Origin of the sequence: Bacillus sp. AR8-1, assembly GCF_008042345.1 — a bacterium.
Taxonomy (GTDB): domain Bacteria; phylum Bacillota; class Bacilli; order Bacillales; family Bacillaceae_G; genus Bacillus_A; species Bacillus_A cereus.
In genome coordinates, this window is record NZ_QNUB01000006.1 from 117,803 (window position 1) to 136,059 (window position 18,257).

Here is an 18,257-nt window from a genome sequence, read left to right on the forward strand (position 1 = left end):
ACATTTCACCTATACTTTCCGCATTTGTCCTACATACAGTGTACTATCCCATTTTTTATCTCACTCTTAACGCATATGAAAATGAAAAAATCGAAAAGGAGCGGAGAAACATGAATTATATAGAAAATAATGGATTGTACTATCGGAATCATCATGGAGGACACAATCATGGTGGGCATAATCATAACGGCGGACATCATCACCATGGAGGACACAATCACTATGATCACCATCATCATCACGGAGGCGGATGGGGCTGGGGTGGTGGTAGTTCATGGGGAGGCGGATTTTTCCCTGGAAGCTTTGCAGGAGGAGTGTTAGGCGGACTGACAGCGGGTGCGTTAACAGGTGCAACAAGTGGAGGATATTATCCGGCTCCATATCCAGTAGCTTATCCATCACCATACCCTGTAACGTATCCAATGCCATACCCAGGTTATCAGCAAATACCATATTCGTATTAAACTAAAAAAGAGTCTTTTTTAGTTTAATACGGTATTTATTTATAAAATACACCCAACCCTGTAACGTATCCAATGCCATACCCAGGTTATCAGCAAATACCATATTCGTATTAAACTAAAAAAGAGGCTATCCTCTTTTTTAGTTTAATACGGTATTTATTTATAAAATACTTCCAAAATTAAGGTGAAAATATGTTAATATTTTGTTATTGTAATTCAAAAACATATACATTGATGTAGAGTTTTATATTATTATTCGTGAATAGTTATGTAGTATGTTCTAATTTCTATTTCGTTATTAAAAACAAAGAGATCAGATGTGAGTGGTATTAGTTGGAAATAAGGCTTGCATAGAGCCACTTAAAGGGATTGCAGTATAATAAGGCGCGAAATAATTAGGGAGATGAGAAGCTACTAGTTATAATTGGAACGGTATAATATTGCTTTTTATTACAAATAATATTATGTTATTTTAATCGGTCTATTTAAAAAGATAATTTATGTAATGGGCTAGTGTTAGAAAATGAAATATCTCTATTTCTATGAAGAGAAACAGGTTGTGTTTTAGTCAGATAGAAGCAAGGAGAGATGCGCATGCTAGAACAGAGAGGTCATGCATTATATGACTCTTCATTGCGAGATTTAAAGTTAGCATTAGATGAGTCTTCAATTGTTGCAATTACAGATCGAAAAGGTCTTATTACATATGTAAATGATAAATTTTGTGAAATCTCTAAATACAAAAGAGAAGAATTAATTGGAAAAGATCACCGTATTTTAAATTCAGGACATCATCCAAAAACCTTTTTTCAAGACTTATGGAAACGTATTTTGAATGGGAAAGTATGGACAGGTGAGATTCGGAATCGAGCAAAAGATGGTACATATTATTGGGTCAAAACAACAATTGTTCCATTTTTAAATGAAAAAGGAGAGCCATACCAGTTTATCGCAATTCGAAATGATATTAGTAGTAGAAAAGAAGCGGAACATAGATTGCGGCTAAGTGAAAGTCGTTATAGGGAACTTGCCTATCATGATGCTTTAACGAGTTTGCCTAACCGTTTACAATTAATAACGACCGTTAATAAATTGATTGCAGATAAAAAAGAATTTGGTATGATTTACTTTGATTTGGACCGTTTTAAATTAGTAAATGATACGTTAGGTCATATGATAGGGGATTTACTTTTAAGCGAAGTTGCTTCACGGTTGCATTATGTACTAGGAGAGAAAGATGTTCTGGCTAGGCTAGGTGGCGACGAATTTGTGCTGTTAACAAAAAATCATAGACAAGATGATATGAGTCAGTTAGCGACATCTGTGTTGTCATGTTTTCAGGCACCATTTATGCTGGAAGGCCATGAAGTATACATTTCAGCTAGTCTAGGACTTTGTTCTTATCCACAAGACGGACAAGATGTGGAAACTTTATTGAAAAACTCTGACTTAGCTATGTATAGTGCAAAAGAACAGGGGAGAAACGCTGCGTGTTTCTTTACAGATGAGCTACGCGCGAAAATAAATCGTAGAATGAAAGTTGAGTTTGCTTTGCAAAAGGCAATTCGTGATGAAGAGTTAGATGTAGCATTGCAGCCTATTATTGATTTGAAAACGAAGAGATATTCTGGTATAGAAGCTCTAGTACGTTGTATGACAGAAGACGGACCTATTTCACCAAGCGAATTTATCCCTGTTGCTGAAGAGTCTGGACTTATTATAAAGCTAGGAGACTGGGTATTAGAAAAGTCATGCCGATTGTTTAAAACTTTGCCAAATTATCAAGAAGGACTAAAGTTATCTGTGAATTTATCTATACAACAATTAATGCAGAAACGTTTTATTTTGTCTGTACGTAGCATTTTAAAGAGAACTGGTTTTCCTCCGAACCGTTTAATATTAGAAATAACGGAAAGCATTGCAGTTCGCCATTTTGATTATATTATTGCTACATTACAAGAATTAAGAAATATGGGTGTTTTAATTGCTTTGGATGATTTCGGAACTGGCTATTCTTCCTTATATTATTTAAAACAACTACCACTGGATATTGTAAAAATTGATCGTAATTTTATTCGTGAATTTCATTATGATCATGCACAACCAGAACGAACGATTGTAAAATCCGTTATTGAAATTGCTCATAGTTTAAATTTAGCAGTAGTTGCTGCAGGGGTAGAAACAGTAGAGCAAGAGAGTTTGTTACAATCAATGAGCTGTGATTATGTACAGGGATTTTATTATGCGAAACCTTTATCTGTAGGAGAGCTAAAAGAAAAGTTAATTACAGATTTTTAATAAAAAAGAGAAGCCAGCAGCTTCTCTTTATTTAATCCGTTTTTTGTGAGTCTTTCATTAGTACAGGATAAAGAATAAGACCTAATACGAACAATCCAATTCCTAAGAAGAACGTTTTTAAGTCAGCAGTTCCTGTTTTGATAACCCAAATTGAGTATATAAATGCTAATGTAGTGATGATTCCGTCCTTTATTCGAGAACCAGGCATTATATCATACGTTTCTCCTGTAATAACCAGTTTGAATTGGTACAGAGTAGAAACAAGGTATGGAATTAAATAGGCTAATGTTGCTACGACGATAGCGAAACTATACGCTTCTGAAACAGTACCAGAAATCGTTGAAAATAAGAAGATTTGCGTCATTACATTTGTAATCAATAATGATTTTGAAGGACTACCTTTTTTATTTGTTTTCCCGAAAAACTTAGGGAAAAGTCCATTCTTTGCTGCCTGGTAAGGTACTTCTGAACTAACAACAATCCAGCCAACTGTAGATCCAAATAAAGATATAAGAGCGAGTAAAGCCATGATATATGCGCCTTTACTTCCAATTGCTAAATTTAATGCGTCTACTAATGGTTTTTGAGACTCTTTTAAAGCATCTTGCGGAAGAGCTCCCATTGTAAGTAAAGTAATTGACATGTAAATAAGAAGAGCGATAATTAATCCGAAAATCGTAGCTTTTTTTACATCGCGCTGTGATTTTGCACGATTAGAAAGCATAACTGCTGATTCAATACCGATAAATGCCCAGAGTGTTGCAATAGCAGCTGAATTGATTTGTCCCCCTAACGAGATGGATTGTCCTGCTTCATTCATAAAGGTTTGACCGTCTCCGAAATTAGAGGCATTGAAAATGAATAATGTAATTACAATAAACATTGTAAATCCGATAATTTTTGCAATGGTAGCAAGTAGATTCATGTTTCCAGCTCGATCAATATTTTGAGAAAGAATATATTGAATTCCCCACAGCATAAGGCTACATACGAGGAAAGTTAATCCTTTTCCGAGTTCCAGTGAAAATCCATTTATTGAAAAAAGAATTTGCTTACTTTGTAAAACTGGAAAGAATGTTGATAAATATCCAGCAAAGGAAATAATAACAGATGCTGTTGCAGCCCAGTTAGCAGCCCAATATCCCCATGCCATACTATATCCTGCAACTTTACCAGCTTTTTTTGAAGGAAACATAGCTTGAGCATAGCTTTGTGGTCCAGCTTTTAATTCTGGTTTCCGAATCGCTAAATTTCCAAATACAAGTGCAATCATAAATACGCCAAGTCCTGTAATACTCCATGCGAGTGTAGAACCCATCGGACCTGATACTTGTGCTAAATTTGCTGGAAGCATAAATACGCCACCGCCAACCATATTCCCGATAACAAATGCTGTTAAAACCCATAATCCCCATTTTTTCGTTTCCATTTTTGTTAACTCCTTTGTAGTAAGTTTTGCTTAAACATCATTTTTTACTAGCTTTTTGACAATAAAAAAAGAGCCATGTAGATAAAAAATACCTACATGGCTCTTTGCCTAACGTAGGTACAACGGGAATAACCCTTGTACCTACGCGTAATTTTTCCGCTAGGTTTCAAGGGTTACGTATGATGATGATGTTTTTGTGCAAATGTAACTACAGTTGTTGTATAAGTAAGCATAGTTCTTTGCTCCCTTTCTCCTCTGATTTTGAAGTTAGTATACTACATGTTTTTTTGAATGAAAAGAAAAATATAAAAATTTTTATGAAAATACGTTTTAAAGATTAAATATTTACCTATATTTTTCTTGTACTGGAAAATAAGTGAGAGATTGGCAGAAGAGTGAAGCATGTTATAATACATATAGAATTAGAAGGTGACAAGGGGCTATTGTAGATGATGAGTAAGTATGAACAAATTTATACAGAAATCAGTAAATCTATTGATAATAAACAATTAAAAGAGGGATGCAAAATTCCATCAGAAACAGAATTAATGAAGCAGTATGAGGCAAGCCGAGGCACGGTAAGAAAAGCTGTAGATTTACTGCAAGAGCGTGGATATGTGCAAAAAATTCATGGAAAAGGTGTTTTTGTTTTAAAGCGAAAAAATATTGAATTTAATTTTGGCGGTATTGTAAGTTTCCAAGAAGAAAATGAACGTTTAGGACGTCATTGTATTACGGAAGTTGTGGAAATGGACAAAGAAAAAGCCAAAAAAGAAATTGCGAAATTATTAAATGTAAAAGAAAAAACAGAGATTGACCATATTAAACGTGTACGAAATATTGATGGAGAAAAAGTAATTTTAGATATAAATCATTTTGTATCTGAATTTATTCCAGGATTAACGAAAGAAATTGCAACAGCATCGATTTATAAATACATCGAGAAAGAGCTTGGGCTACATATTAGTTATTCGCAGAGGGTAATAGAAGTACAGCCATGTACAGAGGATGACAGAAAGTATTTAGATTTAAATGGAACAGACTATGTTGTCGTTGTGAAAAACTTTACACATTTGTATGATGGAAGTCAGTTCGAATATACAGAATCACGCCACCGTTTAGATATTTTTCACTTTTCGGATGTGGCACGCAGGAAGTAAAGAGGTGGAACAAAATATTGTTTCATCTCTTTTTTTATAAAAAAAAAACACGAACTCGTATATACGAGTGTTGACTAACTTATATATACGAGTTAATATGTAATTGTAAACGGTATCAAAAAAAGAAAAGAGGGACGGGAATATGGGGAAAGACTATCGTAAAACAGCAGAGGAAGTGTTGCAGTATATTGGTGGGAAAGACAATATTGAACAAGCTGCACATTGTGTGACGAGGCTCCGTATCGCTTTAAAAGATGAAAGTAAAATAGATAATGATAAATTACAGTCTGTTTCATTAGTGAAAGGAGCGTTTCATAACGCTGGTATATTTCAAGTTGTAATTGGTCCAGGGGATGTAGATCGTGTTTACGCTGAATTGATAACGCTTGCAGGTATGAAAGAATCGACTGTAGCTGACGTAAAAGACTCTGGAAATCAGAAGTTAAATCCAGCTCAAAAGTTTGTAAAAATATTTTCGGATGTATTTATGCCTATATTACCAGCGATCGTAACGGCTGGTTTACTAATGGGTATTAACAATCTATTAGGGGCAAAGGACTTATTTTTTGATGGGAAAAATTTATTAGATGTTTATCCGAACTTAGGTGGGCTTTGGGATTTAATTAATATGATGGCCAATACAGCATTCGTATTCTTACCAGCACTTGTCGGGTGGTCAGCAACGAAGCGTTTTGGTGGTAGTCCAATACTAGGGATTGTTATGGGATTAATGCTTGTGCACCCGGCCTTATTAAACGCTTGGGACTATGGAAAAGCAGCGACTGGTTTAGAGGGTCAAAAGATTGAGTACTTCAATATTTTAGGACTATTCCAAATTGAGAAGGTAGGATATCAAGGACAAATTTTACCTGTTTTAGTAGCAGCATTTGTATTAAGTAAAGTGGAAATTTTCTTAAAGAAACATGTACCAAATGCAATTCAATTATTAGTTGTACCAATTACAACAATCGTTGTGACAGGTGTGTTGGCACTAGGAATTATCGGTCCGGTTACACGTCATATTGGAGATTTATTAACAGTAGGATTAGTAGGTGTATATGAAACAGTACCAGTAGTTGGAGCAGTATTATTTGGAGCGTTATATGCACCCCTTGTAATTACAGGTATGCATCATATGTTTATTGCAATTGATTTACAATTGATTGCACAACATGGCGGTACATTTATTTGGCCGATGATCGCTCTTTCTAACATTGCGCAAGGTAGTGCGGCACTTGCGATGTTCTGGATTTCTAAAAATCAAAATGATAAAAGTATGGCATCAACATCAGCCATTTCAGCATACTTCGGTATTACAGAACCAGCGATGTTTGGTGTGAATTTACGAAATAAGTTCCCGTTCTATGCAGCGATTATAGGGTCTGCTGTGGCAGCGATATTCATTACATTAAATGGTGTATTAGCACCTGCTATCGGAATTGGCGGATTGCCAGCATTTATTTCTATCATTCCGAAATCGATTCCAATGTTTATTGTAGGAATGATTATTGCAGTTGTAATCCCATTTACTTTAACATGGTTATTTGCAAAAAGAGTCAAACAGAAGTAGGAGGAAGTTAAACATGAAGGATTGGCATAAAAGTGTAGTCTATCAAATTTATCCGAAGAGCTTTAATAGTTATTACAATAGAGAAACCGGTGATATAAAAGGGGTTACAGAGAAACTAGATTATTTAAAAGAACTCGGAGTGGATTATATATGGTTAACACCGATATACCAATCACCACAAAATGATAATGGATATGATGTAAGTGATTACTACAGCATTGATCCATCTTACGGAACGATGGAAGAGTTTGAAGAACTTTTAGCAGAAGCGAAAGTACGTAACATTGAGATTATGCTTGATATTGTTGTAAATCATAGTTCGACTGAACATAAGTGGTTTAAAGAAGCGAAGGAAGATAAAAATAGTCCATATCGTAATTACTATATTTGGCGTGATGAAAAAAATAATTGGCAGTCTAAGTTTGGTGGATCTGCTTGGAAATATGAGGAGAAGACGGAGCAATATTATTTACATTTATTTGATGAAACACAAGCTGATTTAAATTGGGAAAATGAAAAACTTCGTGAAGAAGTATATGATATGATGCGTTTTTGGCTGGATAAAGGGGTAACAGGATTCCGATTAGATGTCATTAACTTAATTTCAAAAGACCAATGCTTTTTAAACGATGAAGGTAGTACTGCGACAAGTGATGGACGCAAGTATTATACAGATGGTCCGCGTGTTCATGAATATTTACAAGAGATGAACCGAAATGTTTTTGCAGGAAAAGATGTCATTACAGTTGGAGAAATGTCATCTACGACAATTGATAATTGTATTAAATATTCTAATCCTGAGCGTAATGAATTAAGCATGACGTTTAGTTTCCATCATTTAAAAGTAGATTATCCGAATGGTGATAAGTGGACGAAAGCAGAGTTTGATTTTATTAAATTAAAAGAGATTATGTCTAACTGGCAAATTGAAATGCAAAAGGGCGGAGGATGGAATGCGTTATTTTGGTGTAATCATGACCAGCCTCGCATCGTGTCACGCTTTGGTGATGATGGAAAGTACCGAAACGAATCTGCAAAAATGTTAGCGACAGCCATGCACATGCTGCAAGGAACGCCTTATATTTATCAAGGGGAAGAAATCGGTATGACGAATCCTAAATTTGAGTCCATCGAGCAATATCGTGATGTAGAATCGTTAAATATATACGATATAAAGCTAAAAGAAGGGCTATCAAAAGAAGAGATTATAGGGATTTTAAAGCAAAAATCTCGTGACAACTCTCGCACTCCGATGCAGTGGAATGAAGAGATGAACAGTGGTTTTACAACAAGTACACCTTGGATTTCAGCGGCTGAAAATTTTAAAGAAATAAACGTAGAGAAAGCATTAGAAGATAAAGAGTCCGTATTTTATCATTATAAAAAGTTAATAGAGCTTAGAAAAACGTATGATGTAATTACAGAAGGAGAATATGCTATTTTGGATAAAAATGATCCTAAAATTTGGGCATATACTCGTACTACAGAAAGTGAAGTACTACTTGTTATAAATAACTTCTATGGAGAAGAAATAACGTATTCAGTACCAGCGCACGTTCAGTTAGATGGAATGAAACAAGAAGTACTACTTTCGAATTATAAAGATGCCAGCAAGGATATTGCAAAACTTAACTTAAGACCATATGAATCAATTGTGTATCGATATACGAAATAAAAAGGTTGTATGCCCGAGCGGCATACAACCTTTTTATTTTAAGACACCACTATACAAAATGCTTACTTCTACTTCAGGTTTGAATTTTACTTTTGCATAATCTTTATTCCAATTTTTTTTCTTCCATAAGTTAGGATGATAAGCGATAAGATGTCTTCCAATACCGAAAGCATCACAATTTGCTTTTTGTAGTTTTCGTGTTATTTTTTTCGCTTCTTTCGTGAGTTGTTTAGAAAGTTCTTTATTTAGTTTTTCTCTATCGTCCATTGTATACATATTATCTCTTGGAGATTCAAGTGCTATAACTTTTAATTGGAGCTTAATGTGAGCATAAACATTTCCTTTTTTATCTGTTGTTATTTTTAAGTCGCGTTTTAATTTTCGATTACTAATTTCCATTGTTAAATAATCAGATGTCTTCTCAGATTCATCACTAGTCAGTTTTTGGGTTATACGGGCACTTGTTCCCATTTTTCCGGTTAATAACACGAATAAAACAGATTGTTTCAAAGGTAAATGCCCAGTTAATTTATCATTGTTAAATAAAGCTAACCCGTTTGTAACTACTTCTTTTCCTTTTATTTTTATAGAAGGAAGGGTAAAGTCTTTACCGGGATCTAACATTTTTGTAGCAGCTGTTTCTAAAGTTTCTTTTGGAAATACACTCATATCTTCTAAGCTTTTCACTTTTTTCTTTAGAAAATCTCCAATTAGTAAATTTCCTATTTTCTTTTTTTCGAGTATCTCCGATGTTTCACCATCTACTGCAATAAGTTTTACTAAAGCAGTTGGGTTTGTTGGATCTCGAAAGCTGACATCTAAATAGGGGAGTATACCCTTTTTTAGAATTTTGGTTCCGAGTAATTGAACACCATATTTAAAATAGCGAATATTCCCAGTCACATTTTTTTTTAGGGCATCGCCTGTATCCATTATGTTATGCCCGGTTGCTGAATATATTTCATTCTCAAATGAAGATTGCTCTCCGCTTGAACTTTTTACGAGCTCGATTGTTTGCTGGAGTTTATTCTCTTCCGTAATATCAGCTCCAACGCTATAAGCTAAACTTGCCTCCCTTAATGGTTCTTGATCCCAACAGCCAGAAAGGAGGGAACTAGCACATAATATTAAAAGTAATTTAACTCTTTTTTTGAACATACTGTTCTCCTTTCTTATTTCGTATCACAGAATAAAGTAGAAATAAAAGAGGAAGGACAACTATAAAAATATAGGTGAACTTATCAGTGAAAGTTGAAATTACTTTTAATTCTTCAGGTGTATCTATAAATAAGGCTACACTAAAAGCAATAATACCAACGATTGGAACAGCCTTTTTATGATTAGCAAGGTTGAATATATGTCCAATTCCGATTGAAGCAGCGCAGTAATAACTAGCAATAGAAGCGACAACTGTTATCATCCAAATTGGGATGAAGATTAGGTCCGTTCGATCTATAATTCCAATATGCAAGGAGCGTAATAAGTAAGCAACTGGCTCTGGAATAAGCTCAATTTGCTTTGGACTAAATACGATAAAGCAAATCCAAACGGTAAAAGTATAAAAAAGAGTTACAAATCCATTGGCGATAGAAATGGCCTTCAGTTTTGCAATAGAACTCCCATTTACTTTTGGGAAAGCGATAAGAATAATTTCAAAACCATACATGGCTGTAATTGTTTCCTTGGATGCTTGAATTATATTCCACCATCCGGCTTCTGTAATAGGAAAAATATAAGAGAAATCAGCTCGTGAAAGCCCTAGGGCAATTAAAAGGGCCATTGGAATAATGAGAATAGAGGCCATGACATAAAATCGTACGATGACTTTAAATGTGTTATAAGCTACATAACAACAAGCTACTGTACATAATATGAGAATTGCAGACCACGGAGTTGCGTGTAAAACCCATACTTTAATGACGTTACAAGCATTCAACATAACCGTCATACCGATAAGGGTAAAATAAAAAACATAAGAAAAGCCCAATAGTTTTCCTAACTTATTACCAAATAGCATACAAACACTTTTATACATATCTGCATCAGGAAATCGTTTTAAGAAAAGCCACATAAGTAAAATAATAAGTTGAATGGCAAGCCCCGCGATGAGCGCAGAAATCCAACCACCACCTTTTGCTATCGGATGAAGCCGGTTAGGTAGAGATAGTATACCGACCCCAATTTGGCATTGAATAACGAAAAAGGTAAATTGAACAAGTGAAATTTTACTTTGCGTGTTTGTCACCGTCCTCATCCTCTCTCGTTACAGGTTGGCGCTGCATTTTTTTCGGTTTTGGATCATGTGGTCTTTCCCAAAATGACCAAATTGGTAGTCTTATGAAAGAATCTTTCATATCTTTAATCCGCATCGGGGCAACAGGAGAAAGATATGGTGTATGAAATGAATGAAGCTGACATAAGTGAACGAAAGTTATAATGAGACCGAATGATATTCCTACATATCCGAATATGGCAGCAAGGAGCATTAATGGAAAACGAAGAATCCGAACTGCTGAACTCATATCGTTTGATGGAACGAGAAAAGATGAGATTGCAGTTAAAGCTACAACGATGATCATTGTGTAAGAAACGAGTCCAGCTTTTACAATTGCATCCCCAATTACTAAACCACCTACAATACCGATTGTTTGTCCAACGCGGCTCGGCAAGCGAATACCAGCTTCTCGTAATAACTCGAAAATTAACTCCATTAAGAGAGCTTCAAAAATAGGAGGAAGCGGTACTTTCTCTAATGAAGCTTTAATCGTATACACAAGTTCGAGCGGTAACACATCAGGATGAAAAGCGACAGTTGCAATATATAAAGCTGGTAAGAGAAAGGCAATTAAAAAACTTACTAAGCGAATCATTCGGACGAAAGAACCGACAATCCAACGGTTATTATAATCATCTGGTGATTGATAAAAAGCGAATAACGTAACCGGTACGATGAGTGCTGTTGGATCTCCGTCAGATAAAATAGCAACACGCCCTTCCATTAAATTAGCAACAGTTCTATCTGGACGCTCTGTATTTAATTGCTGCGGAAATGGGGAGAAAGACGTATCCTCTATAAATTCTTGTATGTATCCTGGTGGCATAAGTGCATCCGTTTTAATGGTTTCCAATCTTCTTTTCACTTCTATAACTAAATCGTCATTCGCTATATTTTGCATATAAGTAATTGCCACTTTCGTGTGCATTTCTTCACCGAGTGTAAAATACTTAACAACTAAATTTGGACTCTTAATGAGTTTACGAATAGAGGTTAAATTAGTTGCTAGATCCTCTACAAAACCAGTATGTGGACCGCGCACAACTCCTTCATTATCAGGCTCTGCTATATCTCTCTTTAAAGATAAGGCTGTTTCGAAAATACAAAAACTGTCGACGTGTTCATGAAAATATAAGGATTTACCTTGTAATAAAAGTTGTATCCCATAATTTAAATTCGTTTCTTTTTTCATATTTAACGTAGAAAAAGCTTTATCTAAAGATAAATCTGATCGCGTTAATAATGGCTCAAGGACTAACTGATGAATTAGATTTGGATCTGCTAAAGATTCGATATATAAGATTGTTCCTTTTCCGTTTTGAAAAGGGAGATCTAATTTTTTTATATCATCAGAATGAGAAAGTTTATTTTCAATGTAATTAATGTTCTCCGGAAGTGATGGAAACATATGCTTTTGGTTTTTACTCTCTTGTTGTTCTTTTTGCTCTGTCATAATTTCCACCTCTCTTAAAGTGCAATTGTTTCTGTTAATTTTTGTTGTTTGTGAGAAATTTATGCTTGAATTATTTTAAAAAAAAGAGGATTGAAGGTTACGTTACATTGTCTTTTGTGCATTATTCAATTTCATAGCAGTACTTCTAACATTTGTGTCGAATTAAGAAGATATATAGGAGGGATATATATGGAAATAGCTGTAGAACGTGTTTTTACGAAAGAGATTTTAAAAAGAGCAGCGAATTTGTTTCATGTAACAGTAGAAGAAAAGCCACTTGGAGATTTTGAGAATTATATTTTTAAGGCGAAGGGTGATAATGATGAAGATTACGTATTACGTTTAACACATTCTTCTCATCGTTCTAAACAAGAGGTAGAGGCTGAACTAGATTTTTTACGATATGTTGCGGAGAATGGGGCAAAGGTAGCAGGACCTCTTTATTCAACGTCTCGAAATCTCGTAGAAGAAATCGTAGCAGAGGATGGGACTTTCTTTTTCGCTTCTTTATTTACATATGCAAAAGGTGAGCCAGTAAAAGGAGCAGAATCGCCTTATTGGGGAGATGCTTATTTTGAAGCGTGGGGAAAAGCGATTGGGCAACTGCATCGCCTTACAATGGATTATCCTAAAACAGACTACCGTGAAACGTGGGAAGAAGACGAAAGTGGAATTGTTAATGAATTAGAAGATGGTCAAGTGAAAGAGATTGCAGCGGTATTAATGGATGAAATTAAGGCTCTTCCAGTTGAAAGAGAAACGTTCGGTCTTATGCACGGTGATATCCATCAAGGTAATTTCCATTATGATGGAAAAGAGCTTACAATCTTTGATTTTGACGATGCAGCTTATAATTACTTTATACATGATTTAGCGATGGTTCTATACTACTCTGTTCTATTTACACTGTGGACAGCAGAAGAGAAGACAGATTTTGCTCGTAAACAGTTACAAGTGTTACGAAAAGGATATGAGTATGAGCACAGGCTGGCGGATAGTTGGTATGAATCGATACCACTATTTTTACGTTTACGTGATATAGGTTTATATGGAACGCTTCAGAAGAAGTTTAAAGGGAAAGATATGCCTGATAACTTCTTGAAATTATCAGAAGAGCTATACGAAAGAATTATTAAAAGAGAAGCAATTGTGAATATATAATACATTTAGTTCAAAACAAAGTATATAAAACAAATATATACTTTGTTTTTTTATACAAAAATATGTTTACTTTATTAAAATAATATTGTCCTGGATTCGGTATACACTTATAATTTTATATATATTCTGAATATTCTTTATAAAGAAGGAGGGGGAATGTTGGAAGCTTTCGTAAATTGGTTAAATAATATTGTTTGGAGTCCAGCACTTGTTTATTTATGTTTAGGAGTAGGTTTATATTTTTCCATTCGAACGAAGTTTTTACAAGTAAGGCACGTAGGAGAAATGGTGAAGCTGACATTTCAAGGAGAAAAATCAGAAGCTGGTGTTTCTTCATTCCAAGCGTTAGCACTTTCATTATCAGGACGCGTTGGAACAGGAAATATTGCTGGAGTAGCAACAGCGGTTGCATTCGGTGGACCAGGAGCTGTATTTTGGATGTGGGCAGTAGCCTTTTTAGGGGCAGGATCAGCTTATGTAGAATCAACACTCGCGCAAATATATAAGACGAAACATCAAGGGCAGTTTCGTGGTGGGCCTGCTTACTACATCGAAAAAGGTCTAGGAGTTAAATGGTATGCTTTAGTATTCGTTGCAGCGACAATTCTTGCAACAGGACTTTTATTACCAGGTGTACAAGCAAATAGTATTGCTGTAAGTTTAGAAACAGCTTTTGGTATTAATACTACCGTATCAGGGGCTATATTAGTTGTCGTATTAGCTCTTATCATTTTCGGTGGAGTAAAGCGGATTGTTAACGTAGCGCAAGTTGTCGTACCGTTTATGGCAATAGGCTATATTTTAGTAGCTTGCGTCATTGTTGCTATGAATATTGAAAAATTGCCAGAAGCATTTATGTTAATTATAAGAAGTGCATTTGCATTAGAAGCTGCATTTGGTGGTATTATCGGTTTAGCAATTTCTTGGGGAGTAAAACGTGGTATTTATTCTAATGAAGCAGGGCAAGGAACTGGGCCACATGCAGCAGCAGCAGCTGAAGTATCACATCCAGCTAAACAAGGTTTAGTGCAAGCATTTTCCGTTTACATTGATACATTATTTGTTTGTTCAGCAACAGCATTTATGATGATTATTACAGGCATGTATAACGTATTTGATGCAAGCGGAAAAAACTTTATCGTTAATAAATTAAATGGTGCTCAGCCAGGACCAGGATATACACAGGCAGCGGTAGAATCTGTTTTCCCTGGATTTGGAAACGGTTTCGTTGCAATCTCGCTATTATTCTTCGCGTTTACAACAATTATGGCGTATTACTACATTGCAGAAACGAATATAGCGTACTTAAATCGTGATAAGGATCGTCCTTGGCTGTCCATGATACTAAAGTTTGTATTTTTAGGAGCAGTATTCTATGGCTGTATAAAAACAGCAGCAACGGCTTGGGCTTTAGGCGACATTGGGGTAGGAATTATGGCATGGGTAAATATTATTGCGATTTTACTATTACAAAAACCTGCATTAGTCGCATTAAAGGATTATGAAAAACAGAAAAAAGAAGGAAAAGATCCAGTATTCGATCCAGGGCCATTAGGAATTAAAAATGCTGATTTCTGGGAGCATGAGTACGGGAAAGATAAGAAAGAAGAAGTATCTTAATAGGATAGAAATGAAGGAGCAAAGGGAGCGATCTTTGCTCTTTTTTTATGGACAAATTGAAGTTGAAAGTTATTTTTTTGCCTATTTTTGAATATAAAAAGAATGTACATGCGTTGTTAGGGGAAGGGGGGAGTATGTTGATAGAGTTTCGTAATGTAAATAAATATTATGGTAACTTTCAAGTTTTGAAAAATATTAATGTGCAAGTGAAAAAAGGCGAAGTGGTAGTAGTTGTTGGGCCTTCAGGATCAGGAAAAAGTACATTACTTCGATGTATAAATCAATTAGAGGCAATTACAGATGGAGAATTAATTGTACAAAATACAGAGGTACACAATAAAAAAACGGACATGAATGAATTGCGGCGAAATATTGGGATGGTCTTTCAACATTTTTATTTATACCCACATAAAACAGTTCTGCAAAATATTACACTAGCACCGATTAAAGTAAATAAAGTTTCCAAAGAAGAAGCAGAAAAAACAGCAATGTTTTATTTAGAGAAAGTAGGAATCCCGGAGAAGGCTAATGTATATCCGCATCAATTATCCGGAGGACAACAGCAAAGGGTAGCAATTGCTAGAGGACTTGCGATGCAACCGGAAATTATGCTGTTCGATGAGCCTACGTCTGCTCTTGATCCGGAGATGATCGGGGAAGTACTTGATGTTATGAAAACGCTAGCTAAAGAAGGGATGACAATGGTCGTTGTCACGCATGAAATGGGATTTGCACGAGAAGTAGCAGATCGGATTTTATTTATGGATGATGGTCAAATTATTGAAGATACAACACCGGCACAATTTTTTGCAAATCCTGAACAAGAAAGAGCTCGTTTATTTTTAAGTCGGGTGCTAAATCATTAGAGGAGGAATTTCATGCTTAAAATGAAAAAGTTATTTACTTTAATCGTATTTTCATGTTTATTCGTGCTTGTTGTTGCTGGATGCGGAAGTAAAAAAGATGAGGCAAAGGAAACAAATACGAAGCAAGGCGGGGCTGTTGAGCAAATTAAGAAACGAGGGAAATTAGTAGTTGGGGTGAAGAATGATACGAATTTATTTGGATTAAAAAATCCTTCAACAGGGCAAGTAGAAGGATTCGATGTTGATATCGCGAAGGCACTTGCGAAAAAAATTCTTGGGGACGAAAAGAAACTAGAGTTGAAAGAAGTAACATCTAAAACACGTATTCCACTACTGAAAAATGGTGATATTGATGCAATTATCGCAACAATGACAATTACGGAAGAACGTAAAAAAGAAGTTGATTTTTCAGATGTATATTTTAAAGCAGGGCAATCGTTACTTGTGAAAAAAGGAAGCAATATTAAGAGTATTGATGATATAAAACAAGGTGTGAAAGTATTAGCTGTAAAAGGCTCAACATCTACAAATAACATTCGTCAAAAGTCACCAGAAGCGACTGTATTAGAATTTGAAAATTATAGTGAGGCATTTACAGCGTTAAAAGCGGGGAAAGGTGATGTTTTAACGACAGATAATGCAATTCTTTACGGAATGGCAAAACAAGATTCTAATTATGAAGTTGTAGGGAAAATTTTTACGGATGAACCGTACGGAATTGCAGTGCAGAAGGGTGCAGAGGATTTAACAAAAGAGATTAATAGTTTATTAAAAGATATGAAAGCTAATGGAGAATACGATAAATTATATGAAAAATGGATCGGTCAAAAACAAGAAAAATAAAGTGACACTAATTGGAATAAATAATAAGAGTGAGAGGATGAGGGATGCTCATCCTCTTCTTGTAAAGAAAGAGGGGAGAATATGTGCCTGATTTTTCTATACTAACGAATAACATTGATATGTATTTAGAAGGCTTTAAGTATACAGTTATGTCTAGTGTAATTGCATTAATAGGAAGCTTTATTTTAGGAGTAATTTTGGCGGTAATGCGTATTGCACCGATTCGTATTTTAAATTGGGTAGGATCAGCTTTTGTAGAGTTTGTAAGAAATATTCCACTCGTATTAATTGCATTTATATTTTATTTTGCTTTACCTGTAATAGGAATTACTTTAAATGGTTTTGTAGCAGGAACAGTTACGCTTACGGTATATACGGCAGCTTTTATTGCGGAAGTCATTCGCGCTGGTATTCTATCAGTCGCGAAAGGTCAGATGGAAGCAGCAAGGTCTTCAGGGTTAACGTATGTACAGGCGATGTATTATGTTGTCTTACCTCAAGCGATGAAAATCGTAATTCCTCCTCTAGGAAATCAATTTCTCAATTTAGTAAAAAACTCTTCCATACTCGGAATTATCGCTGGTACTGATTTAATGTATCAAGGAGATTTAATTTCAACGAAGACGTTTGTTACGTTTGATGTTTATATATTTGTCGGGATGTTTTATTTAATATTAACAATTCCGCTCAGTATGCTAGTGCGTTATTTAGAAAAACGCTTGGCAAAGGAGGCGGTGTAAATGGATTTTAAGGGGGCAATTACAGGGGATCATATTCTATTTTTATTAAAAGGATTACTTATAACGTTAGAGGTAGCGCTCGTAGCAATTGTACTTAGCTTTATTATCGGTAGTGTAATAGGAATATTGCGCTACACGAAAATACCTGTCGTCTCACAAATATTAGGAATTATCGTTGAAGTGATTCGAAACTTACCACTACTGTTAATTATATTTTTCACGTATTTTGCACTTCCAGAAGCAGGCTTGAAATTAGAAATTATAACAGCTGCAATTGTTGCTTTAACAATATTTGAGGCAGCAATGATATCTGAAATTGTTCGAAGTGGTCTGTTATCTATTGAAAAAGGACAGATTGAGGCCGCAAGATCTTCAGGATTAACGTATGTGCAAGCGCTGTGGCATATTATTTTGCCACAAGCATTAAGGAGAATGGTCCCGCCGCTTGTCAGTCAGTTTATTTCATTGCTGAAGGATACGTCGCTAGCGGTTGTTATATCACTCCCAGAGCTTATGCATAATGCTCAAATTATTAGCGGGCAGAATGTAAATTATATGATTCCAACGTTTATAGTAGTAGCTTGTATGTATTTTATCGTAAATTATAGTTTATCAATTTTATCGAGAAGGTTAGAACTTCGTTGACTCTTACAATATATGTAAGGGTTTTTTCCTTGTTTATCCTTATTTTCCTCTAAATAGA

Annotated in this window: 15 protein-coding genes; 11 read left to right on the forward strand and 4 right to left on the reverse strand. The window is 35.2% G+C overall.

Features of this window, described 5'->3' with window-relative positions:
* Nucleotides 1-110 precede the first annotated feature (110 nt).
* Both DN400_RS03360 and DN400_RS03365 read left to right on the forward strand, forming a co-directional pair.
* Nucleotides 111-464, forward strand: a complete 354-nt coding sequence (locus DN400_RS03360) for a hypothetical protein (RefSeq protein WP_001106379.1) — start codon at nt 111-113, stop codon at nt 462-464.
* 594 nt (nt 465-1,058) lie between these two features.
* A complete protein-coding gene (locus tag DN400_RS03365) occupies nt 1,059-2,762 on the forward strand; it encodes a putative bifunctional diguanylate cyclase/phosphodiesterase (RefSeq protein ID WP_147801544.1) in 1,704 nt (567 codons plus the stop codon).
* 31 nt (nt 2,763-2,793) lie between these two features.
* Here the strand turns inward: DN400_RS03365 and DN400_RS03370 are convergent, their stop codons facing one another.
* Nucleotides 2,794-4,191, reverse strand: a complete 1,398-nt coding sequence (locus DN400_RS03370) for an amino acid permease (RefSeq protein ID WP_098255462.1) — start codon at nt 4,189-4,191, stop codon at nt 2,794-2,796.
* Nucleotides 4,192-4,640: 449 nt separating this feature from the next.
* On the opposite strand from DN400_RS03370, the gene treR reads away from it, so the two are divergent.
* From treR to treC, 3 genes are all read left to right on the forward strand, one after another.
* Nucleotides 4,641-5,351 carry a trehalose operon repressor gene (gene treR, locus DN400_RS03375; protein WP_147801545.1) on the forward strand — a complete coding sequence of 237 codons (711 nt, stop codon included), beginning with the start codon at nt 4,641-4,643 and terminating at the stop codon, nt 5,349-5,351.
* Nucleotides 5,352-5,493: 142 nt separating this feature from the next.
* Nucleotides 5,494-6,921: a PTS system trehalose-specific EIIBC component gene (gene treP / locus DN400_RS03380; protein WP_000513942.1), complete on the forward strand. Its 1,428-nt coding sequence runs from the start codon at nt 5,494-5,496 to the stop codon at nt 6,919-6,921.
* Nucleotides 6,922-6,934: 13 nt separating this feature from the next.
* Entirely contained in the window at nt 6,935-8,596 is a 1,662-nt protein-coding gene (gene treC / locus DN400_RS03385; RefSeq protein ID WP_000656151.1) for an alpha,alpha-phosphotrehalase, read from the forward strand.
* Between the two features lie 33 nt (nt 8,597-8,629).
* Here treC and DN400_RS03390 read toward each other — a convergent pair whose 3' ends face one another.
* The 3 genes from DN400_RS03390 to gerKA are packed head-to-tail and all read right to left on the reverse strand — an operon-like array spanning nt 8,630 to nt 12,324.
* Complete coding sequence (locus DN400_RS03390) at nt 8,630-9,754, reverse strand: Ger(x)C family spore germination protein (RefSeq protein WP_000474045.1); 1,125 nt, start codon at nt 9,752-9,754, stop codon at nt 8,630-8,632.
* Nucleotides 9,735-10,841, reverse strand: a complete 1,107-nt coding sequence (locus DN400_RS03395) for a GerAB/ArcD/ProY family transporter (protein ID WP_000185797.1) — start codon at nt 10,839-10,841, stop codon at nt 9,735-9,737. Before DN400_RS03395 ends, DN400_RS03390 begins: the two co-directional genes overlap by 20 nt.
* On the reverse strand, nt 10,822-12,324 hold the full coding sequence (gene gerKA, locus DN400_RS03400; protein ID WP_016513624.1) for a spore germination protein GerKA: 1,503 nt from the start codon (nt 12,322-12,324) through the stop codon (nt 10,822-10,824). Before gerKA ends, DN400_RS03395 begins: the two co-directional genes overlap by 20 nt.
* 189 nt (nt 12,325-12,513) lie before the next feature.
* Here gerKA and DN400_RS03405 point away from each other — a divergent pair, with 189 nt between their 5' ends.
* From DN400_RS03405 to DN400_RS03430, 6 genes are all read left to right on the forward strand, one after another.
* The gene (locus DN400_RS03405) at nt 12,514-13,485 is read left to right on the forward strand and encodes a phosphotransferase enzyme family protein (protein ID WP_098255461.1); all 972 of its coding nucleotides are present in this window, start codon (nt 12,514-12,516) and stop codon (nt 13,483-13,485) included.
* A gap of 159 nt (nt 13,486-13,644) precedes the next feature.
* Nucleotides 13,645-15,105, forward strand: a complete 1,461-nt coding sequence (locus tag DN400_RS03410) for an alanine/glycine:cation symporter family protein (RefSeq protein ID WP_000387158.1) — start codon at nt 13,645-13,647, stop codon at nt 15,103-15,105.
* A 137-nt stretch (nt 15,106-15,242) separates the two neighbouring features.
* A complete protein-coding gene (locus DN400_RS03415; protein ID WP_002162934.1) occupies nt 15,243-15,971 on the forward strand; it encodes an amino acid ABC transporter ATP-binding protein in 729 nt (242 codons plus the stop codon).
* A 12-nt stretch (nt 15,972-15,983) separates the two neighbouring features.
* Nucleotides 15,984-16,814, forward strand: a complete 831-nt coding sequence (gene glnH, locus DN400_RS03420; RefSeq protein ID WP_025118055.1) for a glutamine ABC transporter substrate-binding protein GlnH — start codon at nt 15,984-15,986, stop codon at nt 16,812-16,814.
* An 83-nt stretch (nt 16,815-16,897) separates the two neighbouring features.
* Nucleotides 16,898-17,554 carry an amino acid ABC transporter permease gene (locus tag DN400_RS03425; protein ID WP_001112682.1) on the forward strand — a complete coding sequence of 219 codons (657 nt, stop codon included), beginning with the start codon at nt 16,898-16,900 and terminating at the stop codon, nt 17,552-17,554.
* A complete protein-coding gene (locus DN400_RS03430; protein ID WP_097845847.1) occupies nt 17,555-18,199 on the forward strand; it encodes an amino acid ABC transporter permease in 645 nt (214 codons plus the stop codon).
* Nucleotides 18,200-18,257: the final 58 nt, after the last annotated feature.

What these genes read in the sequence shown, in the direction of transcription:
- DN400_RS03360 (WP_001106379.1), top strand. Translation starts at nt 111, where the DNA reads ATGAATTATATAGAAAATAATGGATTGTACTATCGGAATCATCATGGA.
- DN400_RS03365 (WP_147801544.1), top strand. Translation starts at nt 1,059, where the DNA reads ATGCTAGAACAGAGAGGTCATGCATTATATGACTCTTCATTGCGAGAT.
- DN400_RS03370 (WP_098255462.1), bottom strand. Translation starts at nt 4,191, where the DNA reads ATGGAAACGAAAAAATGGGGATTATGGGTTTTAACAGCATTTGTTATC.
- treR (WP_147801545.1), top strand. Translation starts at nt 4,641, where the DNA reads ATGATGAGTAAGTATGAACAAATTTATACAGAAATCAGTAAATCTATT.
- treP (WP_000513942.1), top strand. Translation starts at nt 5,494, where the DNA reads ATGGGGAAAGACTATCGTAAAACAGCAGAGGAAGTGTTGCAGTATATT.
- treC (WP_000656151.1), top strand. Translation starts at nt 6,935, where the DNA reads ATGAAGGATTGGCATAAAAGTGTAGTCTATCAAATTTATCCGAAGAGC.
- DN400_RS03390 (WP_000474045.1), bottom strand. Translation starts at nt 9,754, where the DNA reads ATGTTCAAAAAAAGAGTTAAATTACTTTTAATATTATGTGCTAGTTCC.
- gerKA (WP_016513624.1), bottom strand. Translation starts at nt 12,324, where the DNA reads ATGACAGAGCAAAAAGAACAACAAGAGAGTAAAAACCAAAAGCATATG.
- DN400_RS03405 (WP_098255461.1), top strand. Translation starts at nt 12,514, where the DNA reads ATGGAAATAGCTGTAGAACGTGTTTTTACGAAAGAGATTTTAAAAAGA.
- glnH (WP_025118055.1), top strand. Translation starts at nt 15,984, where the DNA reads ATGCTTAAAATGAAAAAGTTATTTACTTTAATCGTATTTTCATGTTTA.
- DN400_RS03430 (WP_097845847.1), top strand. Translation starts at nt 17,555, where the DNA reads ATGGATTTTAAGGGGGCAATTACAGGGGATCATATTCTATTTTTATTA.